The sequence below is a fragment of the Pandoraea cepalis genome, from assembly GCF_902459665.1.
Classification (GTDB): domain Bacteria; phylum Pseudomonadota; class Gammaproteobacteria; order Burkholderiales; family Burkholderiaceae; genus Pandoraea; species Pandoraea cepalis.
Genome location: NZ_CABPSL010000020.1, coordinates 83,628 through 99,358 on the forward strand (window position 1 = coordinate 83,628; position 15,731 = coordinate 99,358).

Genomic DNA, 15,731 nt, shown 5'->3' on the forward strand with positions numbered 1-15,731 from the left:
AATTCCGGGAATATCAGACGAGCGATCGGACAAGCCAATCGAACCCACCAAAGCCATCCGGCAAATCGAACCCATCCAGCCAGTCGAGCCAGTCCAGCCATTGCACCCAGCCGCACCCGCCGAACAGAAAGTCGGTGATTTGCCACATGACGTGTCAGACGGCCTTCAACTGTTGCGCATAGCCCTTGAGCACTTCCTCTCGCAGCACGTCCCAGATCTGGGCGTGCAGCTCGGTGAAGCGCGAATGCGTGCGGATTTCCGCCACATCGCGCGGACGCGGCAGATCGATGCGGAACTCCCCGATCGGATGCGTGCCCGGCCCTGCCGAGAGCACCACGACACGGTCCGATAGCGCTATCGCCTCGTCCAGATCGTGCGTGATGAACAGCACCGCCCGGCGCTTGGCCGCCCACAGATCGAGCAACTCGTTTTCCATGAGCTGACGCGTCTGGATGTCAAGCGCCGAGAACGGCTCGTCCATCAGAATGATGTCCGGATCGAGAATCAGCGTCTGCGCCATGGCCACGCGCTTGCGCATGCCGCCCGAGAGCTGGTGCGGGTAGCGATCGCCGAACCCGCCCAACCCCACGCGCTTGAGCCACTCGTGTCCGCGTGCCTTCGCTTCCTCGGCCGATACGCCACGGAACTCCAGCCCCGCGGTCACGTTGTCGATGGCGTTGCGCCAGGGCATCAGCGCTTCGGCCTGGAACATATAGCCGGCGCGCGAATTGATGCCCTTGAGCGCCTCGCCGAACACCTTGACGGTGCCGGACGACGGCGCCAGCAGCCCGGCAGCGACGTTGAGCAACGTCGACTTGCCGCAACCGGTGGGGCCGACGACCGAGACAAACTCGCCCGGCGCAATGTCGAGCGAGGTGTCGGCCACGGCCGTGTAACGCTTCGCGCGATCGTCTCGCGCGACGAACGTACACGTAATGCTGTCGAAACTCAGAGCCGGCGCTGTCATCATTTGTACTTGGCGTCGGCCTTCTTCGTGAATTCGTTCGTGAACGTCTTCGCCAGATCGATCGGCTTGCCCTTGACGGACTCGTCGAACGCCTGCAACGTGCGCAGCGCCGTGGCCGGGCCGTCAGCGGGAATCAGGCCGTCCGGGGACATGGCCTCTTTCACGCGGCCCCAGGCATCGAGGTACAAGGCGCGGTCGCCCAGCAGATAGGCGTCGGGTACCGTCTTGATGATATCCGCCGGCCCAGCCGTCTGAAGCCAGCGCAACGCACGGACCATGGCATTGGTCAGCGCCTGCGTCGTATTCGGATTCTTCTGAATAAACGATTCGTTCGTGTACAGGCACCCCGCCGGCATGTGGCCGCCGAACACCGACACCGTCTCCTTGAGCGTACGCGTGTCCGAGATCACGCGGATCTCCTTGTCGCGCTCGAGCATGGTGATCACCGGATCGAGGTTGACGATGGCGTCGATATTGCCCGAGCGAATCGCGGCGAGCGCACCGGACGACGCGCCGACACCGACGAACGCCACCTCGTTGGGCTTGACGCCGCCTTTGGCCAGCACGAAGTTCGCCATGATGTTGGTGGACGAGCCGGGCGCCGTCACGCCAATCTTCTTGCCACGCAGGTCGGCCAGCGACTTGTAATTCGGCATTGTCTTGTTCGACACGCCGAAGACGATCTGCGGGGCGCGCCCCTGCAGCACGAACGCGCGGATGAACTGGTTTTTCGCCTGCAACAGGATCGTATGTTCGTAAGCGCCCGACACCACGTCGGCGCTACCGCCCACGAGGGCTTGCAACGCCTTCGAGCCACCGGCGAAATCCGAGATTTCGACGTCGAGACCTTCGTCCTTGAAGTAATTCAGGCGTTCGGCAATCGTGAGCGGCAGGTAATAGAACAGATTCTTGCCGCCGACGGCGATCGCGACCTTGGTCTTCTCGAGTTTGCCTTGCGCGAAGCTCGGGCGAATGCCTGCGCCGATCAAGCCGGCCGCGGCCAGCGTCGTGACGAACTGACGTCGTTGCATGAGGTTTGTCTCCGTGGTTGCAGCGTTTTTTCTTGGTGTAACGTGCTTATTCGCGAGCCGCAGACGGTGCCGCGCCCCGCGGTCCTGCGCGAGATCAGCGCAGCTCAAATGACGCCGTTCTCGCGCAGTGCCTTGATTCGTTCGGCATCATAACCTAGTTGCCCGAGCACCTCTTCGGTGTGCTCGCCAAGTGCCGGGCCGAGCCATTGCGTCTGCCCCGGCGTTTGCGAAAGCTTGGGCGTGACGTTCGGCAGATCGATGGGCGTGCCGTCCGGGAACGTGTGACGCTGAATCATCTCGCGCGCGATGAACTGCGGATCCTTGAACATGTCGGCCACGGTATAGATACGGCTTGCGGGCACGTCGGCCCCTTGCAGCACGGCCAGGGCATCGTCGATCGGACGCGCGCGCGTCCATTGGCCGATGGCGTCGTCGATTTCCTGCGTGCGCGGCACGCGGCCGTCGTTGTGCGCAAGGGCGGGATCGTCCGCCAGATCGGGCCGGCCGATGGCGTGCATCAGCCGCTTGAAGATCGGATCGCTGTTGCCGCCCACCACAATCATGCCGTCGGCGCACGGATAGGTGTTCGACGGCACGATCCCCGGCAGCGACGCGCCCGTGCGCTCGCGCACCATGCCGGCCACACTGTACTCGGGCACCACGCTCTCCATGAGGTTGAAAACGGCCTCGTAAAGGGCGACGTCGACCACCTGCCCCCGCCCGCCGTTCACATTGCGGTGATGCAGCGCCATCATCGCGCCAATCACGCCGTGCAGCGCCGCGATGGAGTCGCCAATGGAAATGCCGATGCGCGGCGGTGGCAGGTCCGGATACCCGGTGATATGGCGCAGTCCGCCCATCGACTCGGCAATCGCGCCGAAGCCGGGCCGGTCACGGTACGGCCCGGTCTGCCCGTAGCCCGACAGGCGCACCATCACGAGCCCCGGATTGTCGGCCGAGAGTTGCTCGTACCCCAATCCGAATCGCTCGAGCAGCCCGGGACGGAAATTCTCGACCACGATGTCGGCCTGCGCGGCGAGCCTGCGCACGATCTCCTGCCCCTCGGCAGACTTGAGGTTGATCGTCACCGATTTCTTGTTACGGGCCTGCACGGCCCACCAGAGCGACGTGCCGCCCGCGTCGGGGTGCAGCTTGCGCCACTTGCGCAACGGATCGCCGTGCTGCGGATCCTCGATCTTGATGACTTCGGCGCCGAACTCCCCCAGCATGCGCGCGGCAAACGGGCCCGCGATGAGTGTGCCGAGTTCGAGCACCTTCACGCCAGCGAGCGCGCCGCGCGCCGGCAGACCGGCGGCGCCGCCCCCCTGCGACGAGGTGGCTTCGGAAGACGGGTCGGCGGCAGATGCCGTAGACGCCGGGGCGGAACCTTGCGGCAATACAGATTCGAACGGCTTGGACGACTTGGACAACGCGTGGACTCCTGTGCCTCGTCGACGGGCATCGCCGTCGACGCTGAGACGCCGCCGTCGGCGGCGCCTGTCGCAATGGGTGGCAAACGAAGCTCGTATAGTAATTCGACAGTCCGCGATCGGCCAACCATCGCGCAGCGATTCCCGGAAAGTTCCGGGTTGAATGGTCGCAAAATCCGATCGGGCAACCCGGGGCCGCTCGTCAGGTCTCGAACAGATGACGCGCCCCGCGCTGCGCCGCGATGTAGATCGCCTCGCCACGATTGCGGGCGCCGAGCCGCCGATACAGGGCAGACACGTGGGTCTTGGCGGTTCCCTCGGAGATCACCAGTTGCTGGCAGATCGTTTTGATGGATAAACCGCGCGATAGGAGTGCCAGAATTTCGTACTGCCGCGCGGAGATACCGAGCAGCGCCGACTCGGCCAGTTGCGTCGCCTTGTCGCCGCCCATCGGGAACACCGGCAGACGCGAGAGCGGCAGCGCTTCGCCCAGTGCCTCCTGGCGCCAAAGCACGAGCAATGCCGAGATAGCCTCGTCGGGAACGAATCGACCGCCCGTGAACGCCAGATCGAAGACCGCACGCGTGCGCGCGACCGAACTCGGCCATGGCAGACATGCCGCCGCACCAGCCTGCAGCCAGCGAATGATTTCATCGGGAAAACCCGCATCTCCGATAACGAGTACCGGGACGGGCGGCGCACAGTCGGCGGCGGTCGCACACAGACCATCGATGTCTGGCGTACGGGCCACCGACTCGGCAAGCACGAGCGCGCGACGCGACGGCAACTCGCGCAACCAAAGCCAGTCCTGCGCCGTCACCTCGTCGACATGACGCAAAACCGGCGGCGTCGCGTTCGCGTCGGTCTGCAGTGCGACCTGCAGGCCGCTCAGCCAACTGGCAGCCTCACCCACGACCAGCACACGCATGGTTTCCCCCGTCGTTCCGGTCAGCCCCCCCGGGCCGCCGCCCCGCTTGTTATCAAGCCCGATGTGCTCATGAGTTGCCCGCCTGTCGCATGCTCGACACATGCCCAGGCGGCTACGAAAACCGAAGAAACCCTCCAGCCTTCGTCATGAGGCAAACATCAGGCGTCACCTCGCTTGTAGCGCAATTTACGCACGAAACCCGCATGGCACCGGGTCCCGAACTCACGAACGCCGCTCCATGTTGCCTTCGCGCGACAAACCGCAATCTGCGTAAATTATTTACTCAATTTTCTAACATTCCGCTATTACTTTTTTCCCTTCCTTTTCTCGAATCGCGCCATAAAATACAACGTGTGCTGGGAGGACAGTCGTTGGAGGCCGGGGGGCATACCATGAACAAGAAGATCAGCGTCAAGATGACGTGCGTTGCTATGGGTTGTCTGGTGGCGGCGTGCGTTGCCGTCTCCGCGCAAGCCCAGGCGGTCGATATGCGCGGCGTTCCGGTCGCGGTCAGCGACGCCTTGCTCGCCAGCACGCGTGCGGCGAACCTGCAGCACAGCATCGTCGCCAACGTGCCGGGCATTGCGCCCGTCGCCATTGCTCCGGCCCACACCGTGGCGCAAACGGCGAACAATGTACGCCTCTGGGACGAAGTCGTCCCTCCCGCGCCACTGCCCAAACCCACGCAGGCATCGATTTCCTTGCCGAATGGGCCGCGCATGATCGCTGCGATTTCGCACGTTTCACCCCCTGCCCTGTCCGCGGGAATGCAGCCGACCCGTCTGTCCGTCAACGCAGGGGTTGGCGCTATGCCCCCCCGCTCGTCGCGCTAACCGAAGGTCGCGACGGGCCGCGCCCGTCGCTATTGCATCCGCCTTCCCTGACCTTGATTCCATGCGCGTCGTCGGTGCCGGCGACGCGCAAACCCCGTTCCTGCTGCCTTCTTCCACACCTACGCGATGCCCCCGTCATCAGAACGTGTACGGGAAGCGCAAACCGATCACGTAGTTCGGCGCGTCCGGCGACATCCCCGCATTGACGTAACCGTTGACCGTCCAGTGCTTGTTGATCGCATAGTTGATGCCGAAATTGAGCGACGCCGCGTTCGTCGAGCTGCCCGCCACCGTGGTGTAGGCGCCGCCTGGGCTGGCCGTCTTCGTCGCGCGCGAGATCGCCGTCGAATACGAGATCGACAGCGCCGTCTTGTCGTTGAGCGCCAATGCCATGCCCGCGCCCACCTGAATGATGTCGCCGAGCTTGACCTTCGCGGGTTGCGTCGTGCCTTCGACAGCAGAGACGTCGTCGAACGTGCGGGCCACGTTGTAGGTGTACGCCACGTTCGCGAACAAGACGATCGGATCGTAGGTGCGCAGGAACGACAGGCCGGCCGTGAACGCCCAGATGCCGTTGCCCGTCGGCAGTCGCGACGGCGTCGTCAGGTTGTTATTGGTCGGATCGGGCGTGCCGAGCTTGATGCCAAACGGTGACGTACCGGTCGGCGCGGTCACGCGAAACGAGGCCACGATATCGGGCCAGTTCGCGTTCTCCTTGACGAGTTGGTAGTACAGGGACGCATTCACGTCGCCGATGTTCGCCGAATTCTTGCTGATGTCGCTCACCGACGATGCCGCGCCGCCCACCCCACCCGAGATGAAGTCCGAATTGCGGTAGAGATACGGCACGTCGAACGCCACGCTCAACCGGTCATTGATCCCGTAGCGCGTGTTGACGTCGAACGTCCAGACGTTGGCCTTGGTCTCGCCGAGATTCAACTGACCGAGAAAGATGGCATCGAGGGCGAGAAAGCCGCTCAGCACGAGTTGACGCCGGTCGTAGTAGCTGTAGCTGATCCCCGTATCGATGGTCAGCTTGTGGTCGAACAGCGGCGCGTGCTGGGCCTGCACAACCGCCTCTTCGGCCGGCGTGCGCTGCGATTCGCTCGTGCTCTTTTGCATCTGCTGGGTCTCGCCGATCGGCGTGGCCGATGAGGGCCCCGCCGCGCCGGCGGCGCCGCCGCCCGGCGTGCCCGCCGAACCGGCGGCCGATCCGTCACCGGGCGAGACCTGCGCGATCTGCGCAGTATCCCAGGCGGTCAGACCGCGTCCGCGTTGCGCCATCTCGATATCCGTGAGGCGCTGCTTGAGAGAAGAAATTTCCCGCTGCTGCCGGTCGACCATGTCCATCAACATTTGCAGACGGTCGTCCGGCGATGGGTTCGTATGCTCCTGAGCCTGGGCCGATAGCGTGAAAAGCAGTACCCCCAACGGAATAGCGGCAACGGGAAAAAAGCGATGAGTGTTCATGATCCCCCCCGGGTAAAGGTGCGGACAGGCGTCCGCGCGCAATCCAACAAACACGTATTGCCAACAACGGTTGTCCTTGCTGCTCGACTGCGGGGTGATGCGTGCGAAACCCGTTCCGATCTCGGTGGACGTGCAATGCCCGGGCTCTGCCGACATCACCTTCTTGTTCACCGCAAGCGACCTGCGGCGACGCCCCACTTCTCGTTATCCTGGCGTCCGGCCAAGGGTTGCAACGTTGCCGGACACGGTTGCCGGCGTCACCCTGCGCATCCAAGGCAGCGCGGCGCCGTCACTTCACTTGCTCTTGCCTTACCCTTCACTTGCGCTTCACGTCGTCGACCTGAGTTGACGATCCTCGACCGTCATCGGCGGATCGCGGCGATGTTTGCCAACGCGCTCTGAATGCCGGCCTGATGCAGTGCGGCCGACGTAAGCGGATTCGTCTGCAGATTCAGTTGCATCGTGTTCATGACCTGCTGGGCGTTACCCGCCACCTGCACGACCTGCATGATCTGGTTCATCGCCGCACCGGCCCCGCCGCCCACGCTCTGGCCGAGATTGCCGTTCGGCGTATTCAACGTGATCTGCATGCCGGCCGACGTAATGGCCACGCTGGCGCTCAAATTGCCCACCGTGGTCTGCGAACTGTTCGCGCCCTGCCCGCCGATCGGCACCAGCGACGCGATCGTTACCCCGGGACCGAACTGAATGATGGCTTTGTTCAGGGCGTTGTTCGCGTCGCCGGCCACCTGCGTGATCTGGGCGACGCCGTTGATCAGTACACTCGACGCGCCCGACACTGACTGCGTAAGCGGCCCGGTCGCGTTGACCAGACCGGGGATAATGCCGGTCGCGGCACCGGTCTGCACCTGGACGCCGCCGCCGTTTTGATTCACACCCAGCACGCCGGTGGCCATCAGGCTCGCACCGGTCGGCATCTGCCATTGCGACTGCATGACGAGCTGAAAGCCCGTGATCATGTTCTGTTGTGCGTACTTGCCGGTCGCGTGCGCGAGCACTTCATCGCTCACAGGCGTCCAGCTCTCGGGCACCACGCTCGATGCAAATGCCGGCACGGCACTTGCAAGCAGCGGGATTGCCAGCATCGGGACAAATCGGTTCATGATGGTCTGGTCTCAAAACAGATCCGCCCGGATGATGCCGAAGTCCACCATCGGGGCCGGAGATGTCCCGGTCGCCAAGGCGCTGTCGCGCAACTTGACTGCCAGGGACTCGTTTCCTTTGAGCAGCGGTGAATCCTCCAAAAACGGCTTGCCGACGACCGCCAACACCAAGCCGTTCCATTGCTTGGCAAAATCGGCCTGCTCGATAATGCGATTGCCCAGCGCCGGATCGGACACGAACACCCGTCCGTCCTTCGCTGCCTTGATGACTACAAAGTGTTGATAGCCGTTGACGTCGATCAGCGCGATGACCGGGATGCGCAAGTCGTAAAGCGCGTTCACGTCAACTTTGAATCCTCGCCCCTCGAGTCCCAGCGTCTCCACGAATTTCTTCATGTCGAGCATCGAGAAGCCATTCTTGATGACCGTTTCCGGGTTGGAGAACGCCATCATTCGCTGGATCATTTCCGGCTCGGGTATGTCGATCCCGTAGCCGTATCGCAGCAGCGTTGCCAAGGCTGCGGATCCACAGCTGAAGTCGTATTCCTGCTGGACCAGATTCACGTAGTGCATCGACTTGAACGAGCGCATCTTCTTGACCGCCGGTACACCAGTCGAAGATTCGAGGTTCACCGATGCATACTGCGCGTGCCCGGCCACGCTTGCGCACGCCAGAGCGCAAACAGTAGCGATCCTCACTGCGGCACGACGCGCATCATTCATGTCACACCTCATGAAAAAACCGGTCCGGGAATCCCCGGACCGGTTCGGTACTTCACTTGATTGCCGAGACGGCAAGGCTGTTGCTCTGCACGTTGCCGATACCCGAAGCCACGTTCACACCGATGTTGCCGCTGGCCCACGACAGTGCGCCGTTACCCAGCGAAGCATTGGCGATGAAGTCGCCCGAAGCGTGCATCGAAGCCGACTGGTCGGTTTGCGCCGTCGAGTTGGCCGCACCGCCCTTGTACCAGCCATAACCGCTTTGCGAGACCGCGGCGGCCAGGCCGTTCTGCTGCACGTTGCCCACACCTGCGGCCACGTTCACACCCACATTCCCCGTCGCACCCGCGAGGGCGTTATCCCCCACGCTGGCGTTGACGAAGAACTGCGAGATGCTGGCCGAACCCCGCGACGACTGGTTCGCGAACACCTGTGCCGAGGCATATACCGGCTGGGCGTTGAGCGAAGCGATCGCAACGTTGTTGGCCTGCGCGTTGTCGGCACCTGCCGCCACGTTCACACCGATGTTGCCGTTGGCGTTGGCCAATGCCCCATTGCCCAGCGTGGCACCCATCGTCTGGAGCTGCGCCGTGTTGATGTGATACGTGATCGCGCCATGCACCCACGTGGTCGACTTCATGTACGTGTCGGAGAAGCCCCACAGTGCGCCTGCGGCAATCGATTCGCTATGGACCGAAGCCTGACCTTCGTTGAACAAGCCGTGGAACCCTGCGTCGAAGCTCTTCTGCGTGTTCAGGAAGCCTGCCGCGAGGAAGCCGGCAGCTTCCTGCGATTGCTGCTGGTAGGCGTATCCGCCCCATGCGGCGCCTTGGCCTGCACCGAAGTTGCCGAAGAGGTAGCCGCCGTAAACCCCACCTCCACCCGGCAGCCAGAAGTGACCGCCACCGATGGCGCCGAAGCCACCCGCAATGTTCGAATACTCATACCCACCACCGGCGATGAAACTGCCCGAGCCGGAGTGTGACTGACCCGCGATATACCCGGCACCGGCCTGGAAGGACTGGCTGGTGTTCAGGTGACCATTGGCCTCGGCATTCACCCACGACGTCGTGTTGTCGAACGACGTCCTGGTCGAGCCAGCGAGCAGGTATGCGCTACCCTGGTTCGAGACCGTGGTGGTCTTGGAATGCACGCCGTACGTCACGTCGCCCGTCACGTAGCTGCCAAGCAGCGGGCCCGTCAGGTGCACGCCGTGCGCGTCGACCATCTGGCTGCTTTGCACGACAGCGTTGCCAGTGTTGTCCACCGTGACGCAGCCGCGAATGCCGACCAGACCGAAAATGCCGACCAGGTTCAGAACGTTGGTTTCGTTGCCGATGAACGAGAAGCTGTATTGCTGGTGATGAGACGGGTACGCCATGGCGGAACCCGTTGCTACCAGCAGTGCGGCCGCTGCAATTGCTTTCGTTTTCATGACCATCTCCTTGACGAGAGAGTTACCCAGTTAAAAAGATGTGCCCGCCGGGGGACGGAGCACAAAAACATTTGCGGTTACATTGCCTATCCCAGCCGACTGGTTCACTTGGACCACACCGTTCGCACCGCGGAAGGCGTCACCGGAAATCGACGCCGTGCGGAACAGATCGTTGAGGTTGTCGTGCCCAGCCGGGCCACCCTTAGCGATCGCAGCGGATAGTGCCGTATCCGATACGCTCGCCACTCCAGCCGCATCGCCCGTCACAATGACCGTGGCGTTGCGTTGAAGATTGCCGGCACCGCTCGACTGATTGACTTGCGTCAGCCCCGAGGTGCCCGAAAATGCGTTGCCTTGAATTGCGGCGCTGGCCGCGCCGGTCGTCGTGGTGACGAGCGCCTGTTGATTCGTGCTCGATGCGCCGACGCTCACTCCGCCGCCATTGGCGATGACCGCGCTGTTGGCCTGGGCGTTGTTCACGCCGGCCGCTTGATTGACACCAAGGGCCCCGGTCACACCCACCGCCACACCGTTATCGATGGTGGCGTGCGTGCCGGCGAGTTCGCCGTTCACGATCCACACGTCTTGTGCCGACGACACTCCTGCGACGGCGCTCAGGGCGGTGGCTGCCGCCAGAGCGATGGCGCGATGGGCACGATGCGACAGGCGATGCGCGCTCATTTCGCCGCTCCTGCCGCACCAATGCTCGTGAGCGGTGCCAGCGCCGAGTTGATCACTGACGGGACGAGCGTGCCGATGCCGCCGATACCACCGCCACCGCCGACCCCGGCGCTGAAGCCACCGCCCACGCCGTTCGAGGTGTTGAGGGCGTTGCCACCGCGGGCATTGCCCACCAGCACCCCCATCACCGGGTCGATGCCGGAGCGCACGGCCCCCGTGACGAGACCGACCGAGGCGCGGCCCGTCAACTCACTATCCATGACCTGATTGACAGCCCCCATGGCGGTGTTGAACGGCCCCGTCGGGAATGCCGGTACGGCGATGCCAATCGGGTTCTGCTCACGGGGCAAGCCGCGATAGGCGACTTCCGGGCCGATATTGCGTTCGATCACCAGGTCCCCGGGCGTCGCCGGTTCGGCGTGCGCGCGGCCGGGGAGCAGCGCCGGGGTCAGTGCCACCATCATCGTGGCGAGGACACTGCCGGCATGCACCAAGGAGAATTGAGTCATCTGATTCACCGCGTGGAGTAAGTCACACGCGTCACCTGAACGTTGTTCACGCCGCTCGACAGTTGTTGCGGACGCGGCATCGGCGTCACGGCGCCGGGCAGTTCGTCCCACAACGTCACGCCGTTGGCGAGCGTCATTCCAGGTGACTGGACCATCGCGCCGCCTTGCAGATTGCGGCCGCGCTGGCTCCCGAGTTGTGCGTCGTCGACACGGGCTGCCGCAAGGGGCACCCCGGTCACGCCCATGTCCTGGACGCTGGCAATGGGACTCGTGTCGTCGCCGCCGGCCGCGGCCGGTGCTTCGTCCATCGTCGTGCGGGCCGCGACCGGGACCAGGTCGGTGACCGGTGCCACCATGGCAGGGTCGGCATCCGTGACCCGCATCGCAGGCAGCGTCGTCGAAAACGACGTCGGCACCATTGAGCCCGTCAGCATCGCCACGTGCATAAGCGGCGAGCGCGAGAATTCATGCGCTTGCGCCGGTGCAGCGCACAGACCGAACGTCGCGGCAATGGCAGCGGCCAGCGCGCCTGCGCCTTGTCGTACTCGGTACTGAATGTCGGTGGTGAGAATTCGCATCGCTGTGCCCTCCTTGCCCGGCTCAATAAAGCGACTTCCGTGCCACCCGACTTAAGTGATTGAAAACATTGACGTTAGATTTTTCGACTTGGCCGAACGCCCGGGCCAATGCGCGAAAACGTTTCAGCATTGATACGCAGGCCATGCCAGGCCGCCGGCGCCACATCACCGACGCATTCCACAAACATTCCGAACTGCGAACGATATCGGCGTCGCCAGCGACGCTTGCCTTGGAGCCCCGGTTGACAAGGGCTTCCGGTGACAGAATTGCGGCAGTTTTATCCGCCTGCGACGTAACGACACAGCGTCGTCACAGATGCCCGCGCGAGGCGCGACGCCGCACGGTGCCGTGGATGTTTCATCTTTGATCGGTCTGCGCGGCCACCGGCCACGCCCATTTTCGGCGGCGACAAAGCGCGTTCCCCCCGACCGCAGGCAGGACTTCGCGAGGTTGGGAAAGCGCAGGTGACGACGCACCGCAAACGCACGCGTACGACGCCGCGGGACGCGTTCTCTGGACAGGCGAGACAACGCAATGCGTATGGAAGACGTTCGAGAGGACTGCGGGAAGGTTCGCCGGATTCGCCCGTCGTTATTGGCGATGGCAGAAGTCGTGGATTGCGAGGACAGTGGTGAAAACACGGCGTAAAGCGGTAAGACTTGCGGGCTCAACTCGACGATATTCAGGAGCCCAAAAAGAAACGACCGCCCTGCTCATCACAGGACGGCCGCCCTCTCTTCGCCAGAAGACATCAGGCCGGCACGCCCGATTCGTCACCACGCATTCCATACCGGCACATGAGGCGGTACAGGGTAATGCGCGAAATGCCCAGCTCTGCCGCCACGTCCGTGAGCCGATGACAGTGGCGCAGCAATGCCTGCTCGATGGCCGTTCGTTCGGCCTCCGCGCGAATTTCCTCGAGCGTTCGCACGAGGGTCGGCACCCACGGCGTCAAGTCGAGATCCTTGGCCGAAATCATGCGGCCGTCGGCCATGACAATGGCGCGGCGCACGCGGTTGATCAGCTCGCGAACGTTGCCCGGCCAGTGATATTCATACATCGCCTGTACCGCGCACTGGGTGAAGCCGCGGATTTTGCGATGATTGTCGCCCTTGAAGCGTTGCAGAATATGGTGCGCGAGGATCTCGATGTCCTGCCCGCGCGCACGCAGCGGCGGTTCGTCCACCCGCAGTACGCAAAGGCGATGGAACAGATCCATGCGGAACCGCCCTTCTTTGACGGCTTCCTCCAAATCGACGTGCGTCGCCGAAATGATGCGCACGTTGACCGGAATCACTTCATGTCCGCCGAGACGCTCGATGGCGCCCTGCTGCAGGAAGCGCAACAGGCTCGCCTGGCTTTCGATCGGCAGGTCGCCGATTTCGTCGAGCAGCAGCGTGCCGCCATTGGCGGCCTCGACGCGGCCGATCTTGCGCGCATTGGCGCCGGTGAAGGCGCCGCGTTCGTAGCCGAAGAGTTCGGATTGCATCAAGTGCGGCGGAATTGCCCCGCAATTGATCGCGACGAACGGCCCCTTGGCACGCGACGAGCGCTCGTGAATCGCCACGGCACTCAGTTCCTTGCCCGTGCCCGACTCGCCCGAGATAAACACCGGCGCTTCGGTATTGGCCACTTTGCGGATCGTGCGGAAGAGTTGCTGCATCGCCTCGCACGTGCCGACCATCTCCTGATCGCCGCCGACTTGCGGCGTGACGAACGGCACCTCCGAGAGCGATGCCATGCCCCAGGCATGTCCGATCGAATGGGCGAGTTGGTCGTTCGTACAGGGAACGTTGACGTAATCGAAGCAATAGTCGCGGATCAGCCGGCGAATCGCTTTCGTCGTGAGTTGTTCGGGATTCGTCGCGGCAACCCAGCCGACCGTGGCGGGTTGCATGCAGGACTCGAATGCGCCCATCTCGCGGTCGCTATAGCCGCTCGCCAGATCGATGAGTGCTGCGCTGGTCGTCCCCGGATTCAGAATGCGACTGACGTCGCTGGCGCTCTTGGCCGGCAAGACTTGCCAGCCTTGCTCTCCCAGGAAAGACAACAGACCGTCGTTGTGCTTTCGGGAGGCGTAAATCAGGGTGCGCCCGGTATCGTTAGCCATACCTTAACTCCCTGCCTAAGCAGTGCCCGTGCGCAGTTATTGGGTCATCGACCGGATCTACGCGACGGGAATACGGCCCCGCGCCGCTCGTGAACTTTTTGAATTCCCCGTGCTGGTGGGTCATCAAGTCGGCAGGTTCAGTCTAGAAGACCGGGATGGGTGCAGAAATACCGAATAACAGCTAATCCGATTGGATGAGAGGAGCAGTACCTACGCGCAGCGTTGGAGCGCGACACGCGCGCGTCATGCTCAGAGCGTATGTCTGTCGAGCACGGCACGCGCGATCGTACCGGCGTCCACATACTCGAGTTCGCCACCGACGGGCACCCCCCGGGCCAGCCGACTCACGCGCAAACCGCGTGCCTTGAGCATCTGTCCGAGATAGTGCGCGGTGGCCTCGCCTTCGTTGGTGAAGTTGGTGGCGAGCACCACTTCCTTGACCACGCCGTCCGTGGCGCGGCGAATCAGTTGCTCGAAGTGAATCTCGCCGGGCCCCACGCCGTCGAGCGGCGAGAGATGCCCCATGAGCACGAAATACAGCCCTTTGAAGGTCAGCGTCTGCTCCAGCATGTTCTGGTCGGCAGGCGTTTCCACCACGCACAGCAGGCTCGTGTCGCGCTCGGGATCGAGACACGTCTCGCAAATCTCGACTTCGGTAAACGTATTGCAGCGCGCGCAATGACGAATCTGCTCGGCGGCATGCACCAGCGCCTCGCCCAGCCGCACCGCACCTTTGCGGTCGCGTTGCAGCAGATGGTAAGCGATGCGTTGCGCGGACTTCGGGCCGACCCCCGGCAACGCGCGCAGGGCATCGGCGAGTTCCTGCAGGCTCGAGAGCTGGGACATGCGTCGTGTGTCTCTTGAAACTGGCGGAGGACCGCTCAGAACGGCATCTTGAAGCCCGGCGGCAGCGGCAGACCGGCGGTCAGGCCGCCCATCTTCTCCTGCGCCGTCGCTTCGGCCTTGCGCACCGCGTCGTTGAACGCCGCCGCCACGAGGTCTTCGAGCATGTCCTTGTCGTCCGCCAGCAGGCTCGGGTCGATGGTCACGCGACGCACGTCGTTCTTGCACGTCATCACGACCTTGACCAGACCCGCCCCCGACTGACCCTCGACTTCGATCAGGGCAAGCTGCTCCTGCGCCTTCTTCATGTTTTCCTGCATTTGCTGGGCCTGCTTCATCAGACCTGCAATGTTTCCCTTCAGCATGGTGACTCCTGAATAAATCGTATGAGATGGGTCGGATGCCGCGCGTCTAATGCTGTACGCGCCGAGCATCGCGGTGTGTCGTCGTGTGTCGTCGTGTGTAACGCGCGTTTGAGGATTTTCTTCGAAAACCCGGCACCGAATTGCGACAGCGAACGGCCTTATTGTAACGGGCGAACGCTGCCCGGCAGAATCTGGGCGTCGAATTCGTCGATCAGTTCGCGCACGAGCGGATCGTCCGCGATCGCCTGTTCCGCCGCACTTTGGCGCGCCGCCGCCGCTTGCGCGGCGAGCGAAGCCGCTGTCGTCCCCACCTGCCCCAGCTCGACATGCAATTGCACCTCGGCGCCGAAGTGCTCGGTCAGCGTCTGACGCAGCTTGTCGGTGGTGGCCGCATCGGCCAACTGCCGCAGCGGCACGCGCAAATGCAACGCGCGACCGGCGACTTCGGTCAACTCGCTTTGAAACGCCAGTTGTTGGGCGAGACCGCGTGCCGGGAGACCCGCGGCCAATGCCGGCCATTCGCCGGTAAAGACCGGTGCGACACCGTCGGCTTCACGATAGACGCAAGCACGCGGCGTCGCCGCAGGCGCTGCCGTTACCGCACCGGCAGCCCCTGCAGGCTCGGGCTCCGGGTCGGCACCGGCTGGCGCCTCGTCGGAGGCGCGCGACGCGCTGCCGCGATGGGCGCCTGCGCCGCCGGCAG

Annotated in this window: 17 protein-coding genes; 1 reads left to right on the plus strand and 16 read right to left on the minus strand. The window is 63.5% G+C overall.

Annotated elements, in window-relative coordinates:
• Positions 1–13: 13 nt before the first annotated feature.
• The 5 genes from PCE31106_RS24505 to PCE31106_RS24410 form a co-directional block, all read right to left on the minus strand.
• Positions 14–148, minus strand: a complete 135-nt coding sequence (locus PCE31106_RS24505) for a hypothetical protein (RefSeq protein WP_017231421.1) — start codon at positions 146–148, stop codon at positions 14–16.
• A gap of 6 nt (positions 149–154) precedes the next feature.
• Complete coding sequence (locus PCE31106_RS20435; RefSeq protein WP_026131493.1) at positions 155–967, minus strand: ABC transporter ATP-binding protein; 813 nt, start codon at positions 965–967, stop codon at positions 155–157.
• On the minus strand, positions 967–1,998 hold the full coding sequence (locus PCE31106_RS20440; RefSeq protein WP_017231419.1) for an ABC transporter substrate-binding protein: 1,032 nt from the start codon (positions 1,996–1,998) through the stop codon (positions 967–969). The genes PCE31106_RS20435 and PCE31106_RS20440 overlap by 1 nt, the downstream gene beginning before the upstream one ends.
• 104 nt (positions 1,999–2,102) lie before the next feature.
• Entirely contained in the window at positions 2,103–3,305 is a 1,203-nt protein-coding gene (locus PCE31106_RS20445; protein ID WP_150564536.1) for a CaiB/BaiF CoA transferase family protein, read from the minus strand.
• A 325-nt stretch (positions 3,306–3,630) separates the two neighbouring features.
• Positions 3,631–4,356, minus strand: a complete 726-nt coding sequence (locus PCE31106_RS24410; protein WP_017231417.1) for a helix-turn-helix transcriptional regulator — start codon at positions 4,354–4,356, stop codon at positions 3,631–3,633.
• 203 nt (positions 4,357–4,559) lie between these two features.
• On the opposite strand from PCE31106_RS24410, the gene PCE31106_RS20455 reads away from it, so the two are divergent.
• A complete protein-coding gene (locus PCE31106_RS20455; protein ID WP_150564527.1) occupies positions 4,560–5,189 on the plus strand; it encodes a hypothetical protein in 630 nt (209 codons plus the stop codon).
• A 138-nt stretch (positions 5,190–5,327) separates the two neighbouring features.
• Here the strand turns inward: PCE31106_RS20455 and PCE31106_RS20460 are convergent, their stop codons facing one another.
• The 11 genes from PCE31106_RS20460 to PCE31106_RS20510 all read right to left on the minus strand — a co-directional run.
• A complete protein-coding gene (locus PCE31106_RS20460) occupies positions 5,328–6,659 on the minus strand; it encodes a porin family protein (RefSeq protein ID WP_174975337.1) in 1,332 nt (443 codons plus the stop codon).
• A 362-nt stretch (positions 6,660–7,021) separates the two neighbouring features.
• Complete coding sequence (locus PCE31106_RS20465) at positions 7,022–7,783, minus strand: hypothetical protein (protein ID WP_150564529.1); 762 nt, start codon at positions 7,781–7,783, stop codon at positions 7,022–7,024.
• 12 nt (positions 7,784–7,795) lie between these two features.
• On the minus strand, positions 7,796–8,506 hold the full coding sequence (locus PCE31106_RS20470) for a C39 family peptidase (RefSeq protein WP_051060032.1): 711 nt from the start codon (positions 8,504–8,506) through the stop codon (positions 7,796–7,798).
• A gap of 52 nt (positions 8,507–8,558) precedes the next feature.
• Positions 8,559–9,941 carry a FapB/FapC family functional amyloid domain-containing protein gene (locus PCE31106_RS20475; RefSeq protein WP_150564530.1) on the minus strand — a complete coding sequence of 461 codons (1,383 nt, stop codon included), beginning with the start codon at positions 9,939–9,941 and terminating at the stop codon, positions 8,559–8,561.
• 30 nt (positions 9,942–9,971) lie between these two features.
• A complete protein-coding gene (locus PCE31106_RS20480; protein WP_232424475.1) occupies positions 9,972–10,514 on the minus strand; it encodes a FapB/FapC family functional amyloid domain-containing protein in 543 nt (180 codons plus the stop codon).
• A 104-nt stretch (positions 10,515–10,618) separates the two neighbouring features.
• Positions 10,619–11,131, minus strand: coding sequence for a FapA family amyloid fibril periplasmic chaperone (locus PCE31106_RS20485; RefSeq protein WP_150564531.1), 513 nt, complete (start codon positions 11,129–11,131; stop codon positions 10,619–10,621).
• Positions 11,132–11,136: 5 nt separating this feature from the next.
• Positions 11,137–11,709: a hypothetical protein gene (locus PCE31106_RS20490; RefSeq protein ID WP_150564532.1), complete on the minus strand. Its 573-nt coding sequence runs from the start codon at positions 11,707–11,709 to the stop codon at positions 11,137–11,139.
• A gap of 752 nt (positions 11,710–12,461) precedes the next feature.
• Positions 12,462–13,820, minus strand: a complete 1,359-nt coding sequence (locus PCE31106_RS20495; protein ID WP_017231407.1) for a sigma-54 dependent transcriptional regulator — start codon at positions 13,818–13,820, stop codon at positions 12,462–12,464.
• A 249-nt stretch (positions 13,821–14,069) separates the two neighbouring features.
• Entirely contained in the window at positions 14,070–14,666 is a 597-nt protein-coding gene (recR, locus tag PCE31106_RS20500; protein WP_017231406.1) for a recombination mediator RecR, read from the minus strand.
• A 35-nt stretch (positions 14,667–14,701) separates the two neighbouring features.
• Positions 14,702–15,028 (minus strand): YbaB/EbfC family nucleoid-associated protein, encoded by a 327-nt coding sequence (locus PCE31106_RS20505; RefSeq protein WP_017231405.1) that lies wholly within the window; start codon positions 15,026–15,028, stop codon positions 14,702–14,704.
• Between the two features lie 158 nt (positions 15,029–15,186).
• A partial coding sequence (locus PCE31106_RS20510) for a DNA polymerase III subunit gamma/tau C-terminal domain-containing protein (RefSeq protein WP_302476064.1) occupies positions 15,187–15,731 on the minus strand: 545 nt, incomplete at its 5' end.

What these genes read in the sequence shown, in the direction of transcription:
- PCE31106_RS20485 (WP_150564531.1), bottom strand. Translation starts at nt 11,131, where the DNA reads ATGACTCAATTCTCCTTGGTGCATGCCGGCAGTGTCCTCGCCACGATG.
- PCE31106_RS20460 (WP_174975337.1), bottom strand. Translation starts at nt 6,659, where the DNA reads ATGAACACTCATCGCTTTTTTCCCGTTGCCGCTATTCCGTTGGGGGTA.
- PCE31106_RS20475 (WP_150564530.1), bottom strand. Translation starts at nt 9,941, where the DNA reads ATGAAAACGAAAGCAATTGCAGCGGCCGCACTGCTGGTAGCAACGGGT.
- PCE31106_RS20465 (WP_150564529.1), bottom strand. Translation starts at nt 7,783, where the DNA reads ATGAACCGATTTGTCCCGATGCTGGCAATCCCGCTGCTTGCAAGTGCC.
- PCE31106_RS20470 (WP_051060032.1), bottom strand. Translation starts at nt 8,506, where the DNA reads ATGAATGATGCGCGTCGTGCCGCAGTGAGGATCGCTACTGTTTGCGCT.
- PCE31106_RS20440 (WP_017231419.1), bottom strand. Translation starts at nt 1,998, where the DNA reads ATGCAACGACGTCAGTTCGTCACGACGCTGGCCGCGGCCGGCTTGATC.
- PCE31106_RS20435 (WP_026131493.1), bottom strand. Translation starts at nt 967, where the DNA reads ATGACAGCGCCGGCTCTGAGTTTCGACAGCATTACGTGTACGTTCGTC.
- PCE31106_RS20495 (WP_017231407.1), bottom strand. Translation starts at nt 13,820, where the DNA reads ATGGCTAACGATACCGGGCGCACCCTGATTTACGCCTCCCGAAAGCAC.
- PCE31106_RS20505 (WP_017231405.1), bottom strand. Translation starts at nt 15,028, where the DNA reads ATGCTGAAGGGAAACATTGCAGGTCTGATGAAGCAGGCCCAGCAAATG.
- recR (WP_017231406.1), bottom strand. Translation starts at nt 14,666, where the DNA reads ATGTCCCAGCTCTCGAGCCTGCAGGAACTCGCCGATGCCCTGCGCGCG.
- PCE31106_RS24410 (WP_017231417.1), bottom strand. Translation starts at nt 4,356, where the DNA reads ATGCGTGTGCTGGTCGTGGGTGAGGCTGCCAGTTGGCTGAGCGGCCTG.
- PCE31106_RS20490 (WP_150564532.1), bottom strand. Translation starts at nt 11,709, where the DNA reads ATGCGAATTCTCACCACCGACATTCAGTACCGAGTACGACAAGGCGCA.
- PCE31106_RS24505 (WP_017231421.1), bottom strand. Translation starts at nt 148, where the DNA reads ATGTGGCAAATCACCGACTTTCTGTTCGGCGGGTGCGGCTGGGTGCAA.
- PCE31106_RS20455 (WP_150564527.1), top strand. Translation starts at nt 4,560, where the DNA reads ATGGCACCGGGTCCCGAACTCACGAACGCCGCTCCATGTTGCCTTCGC.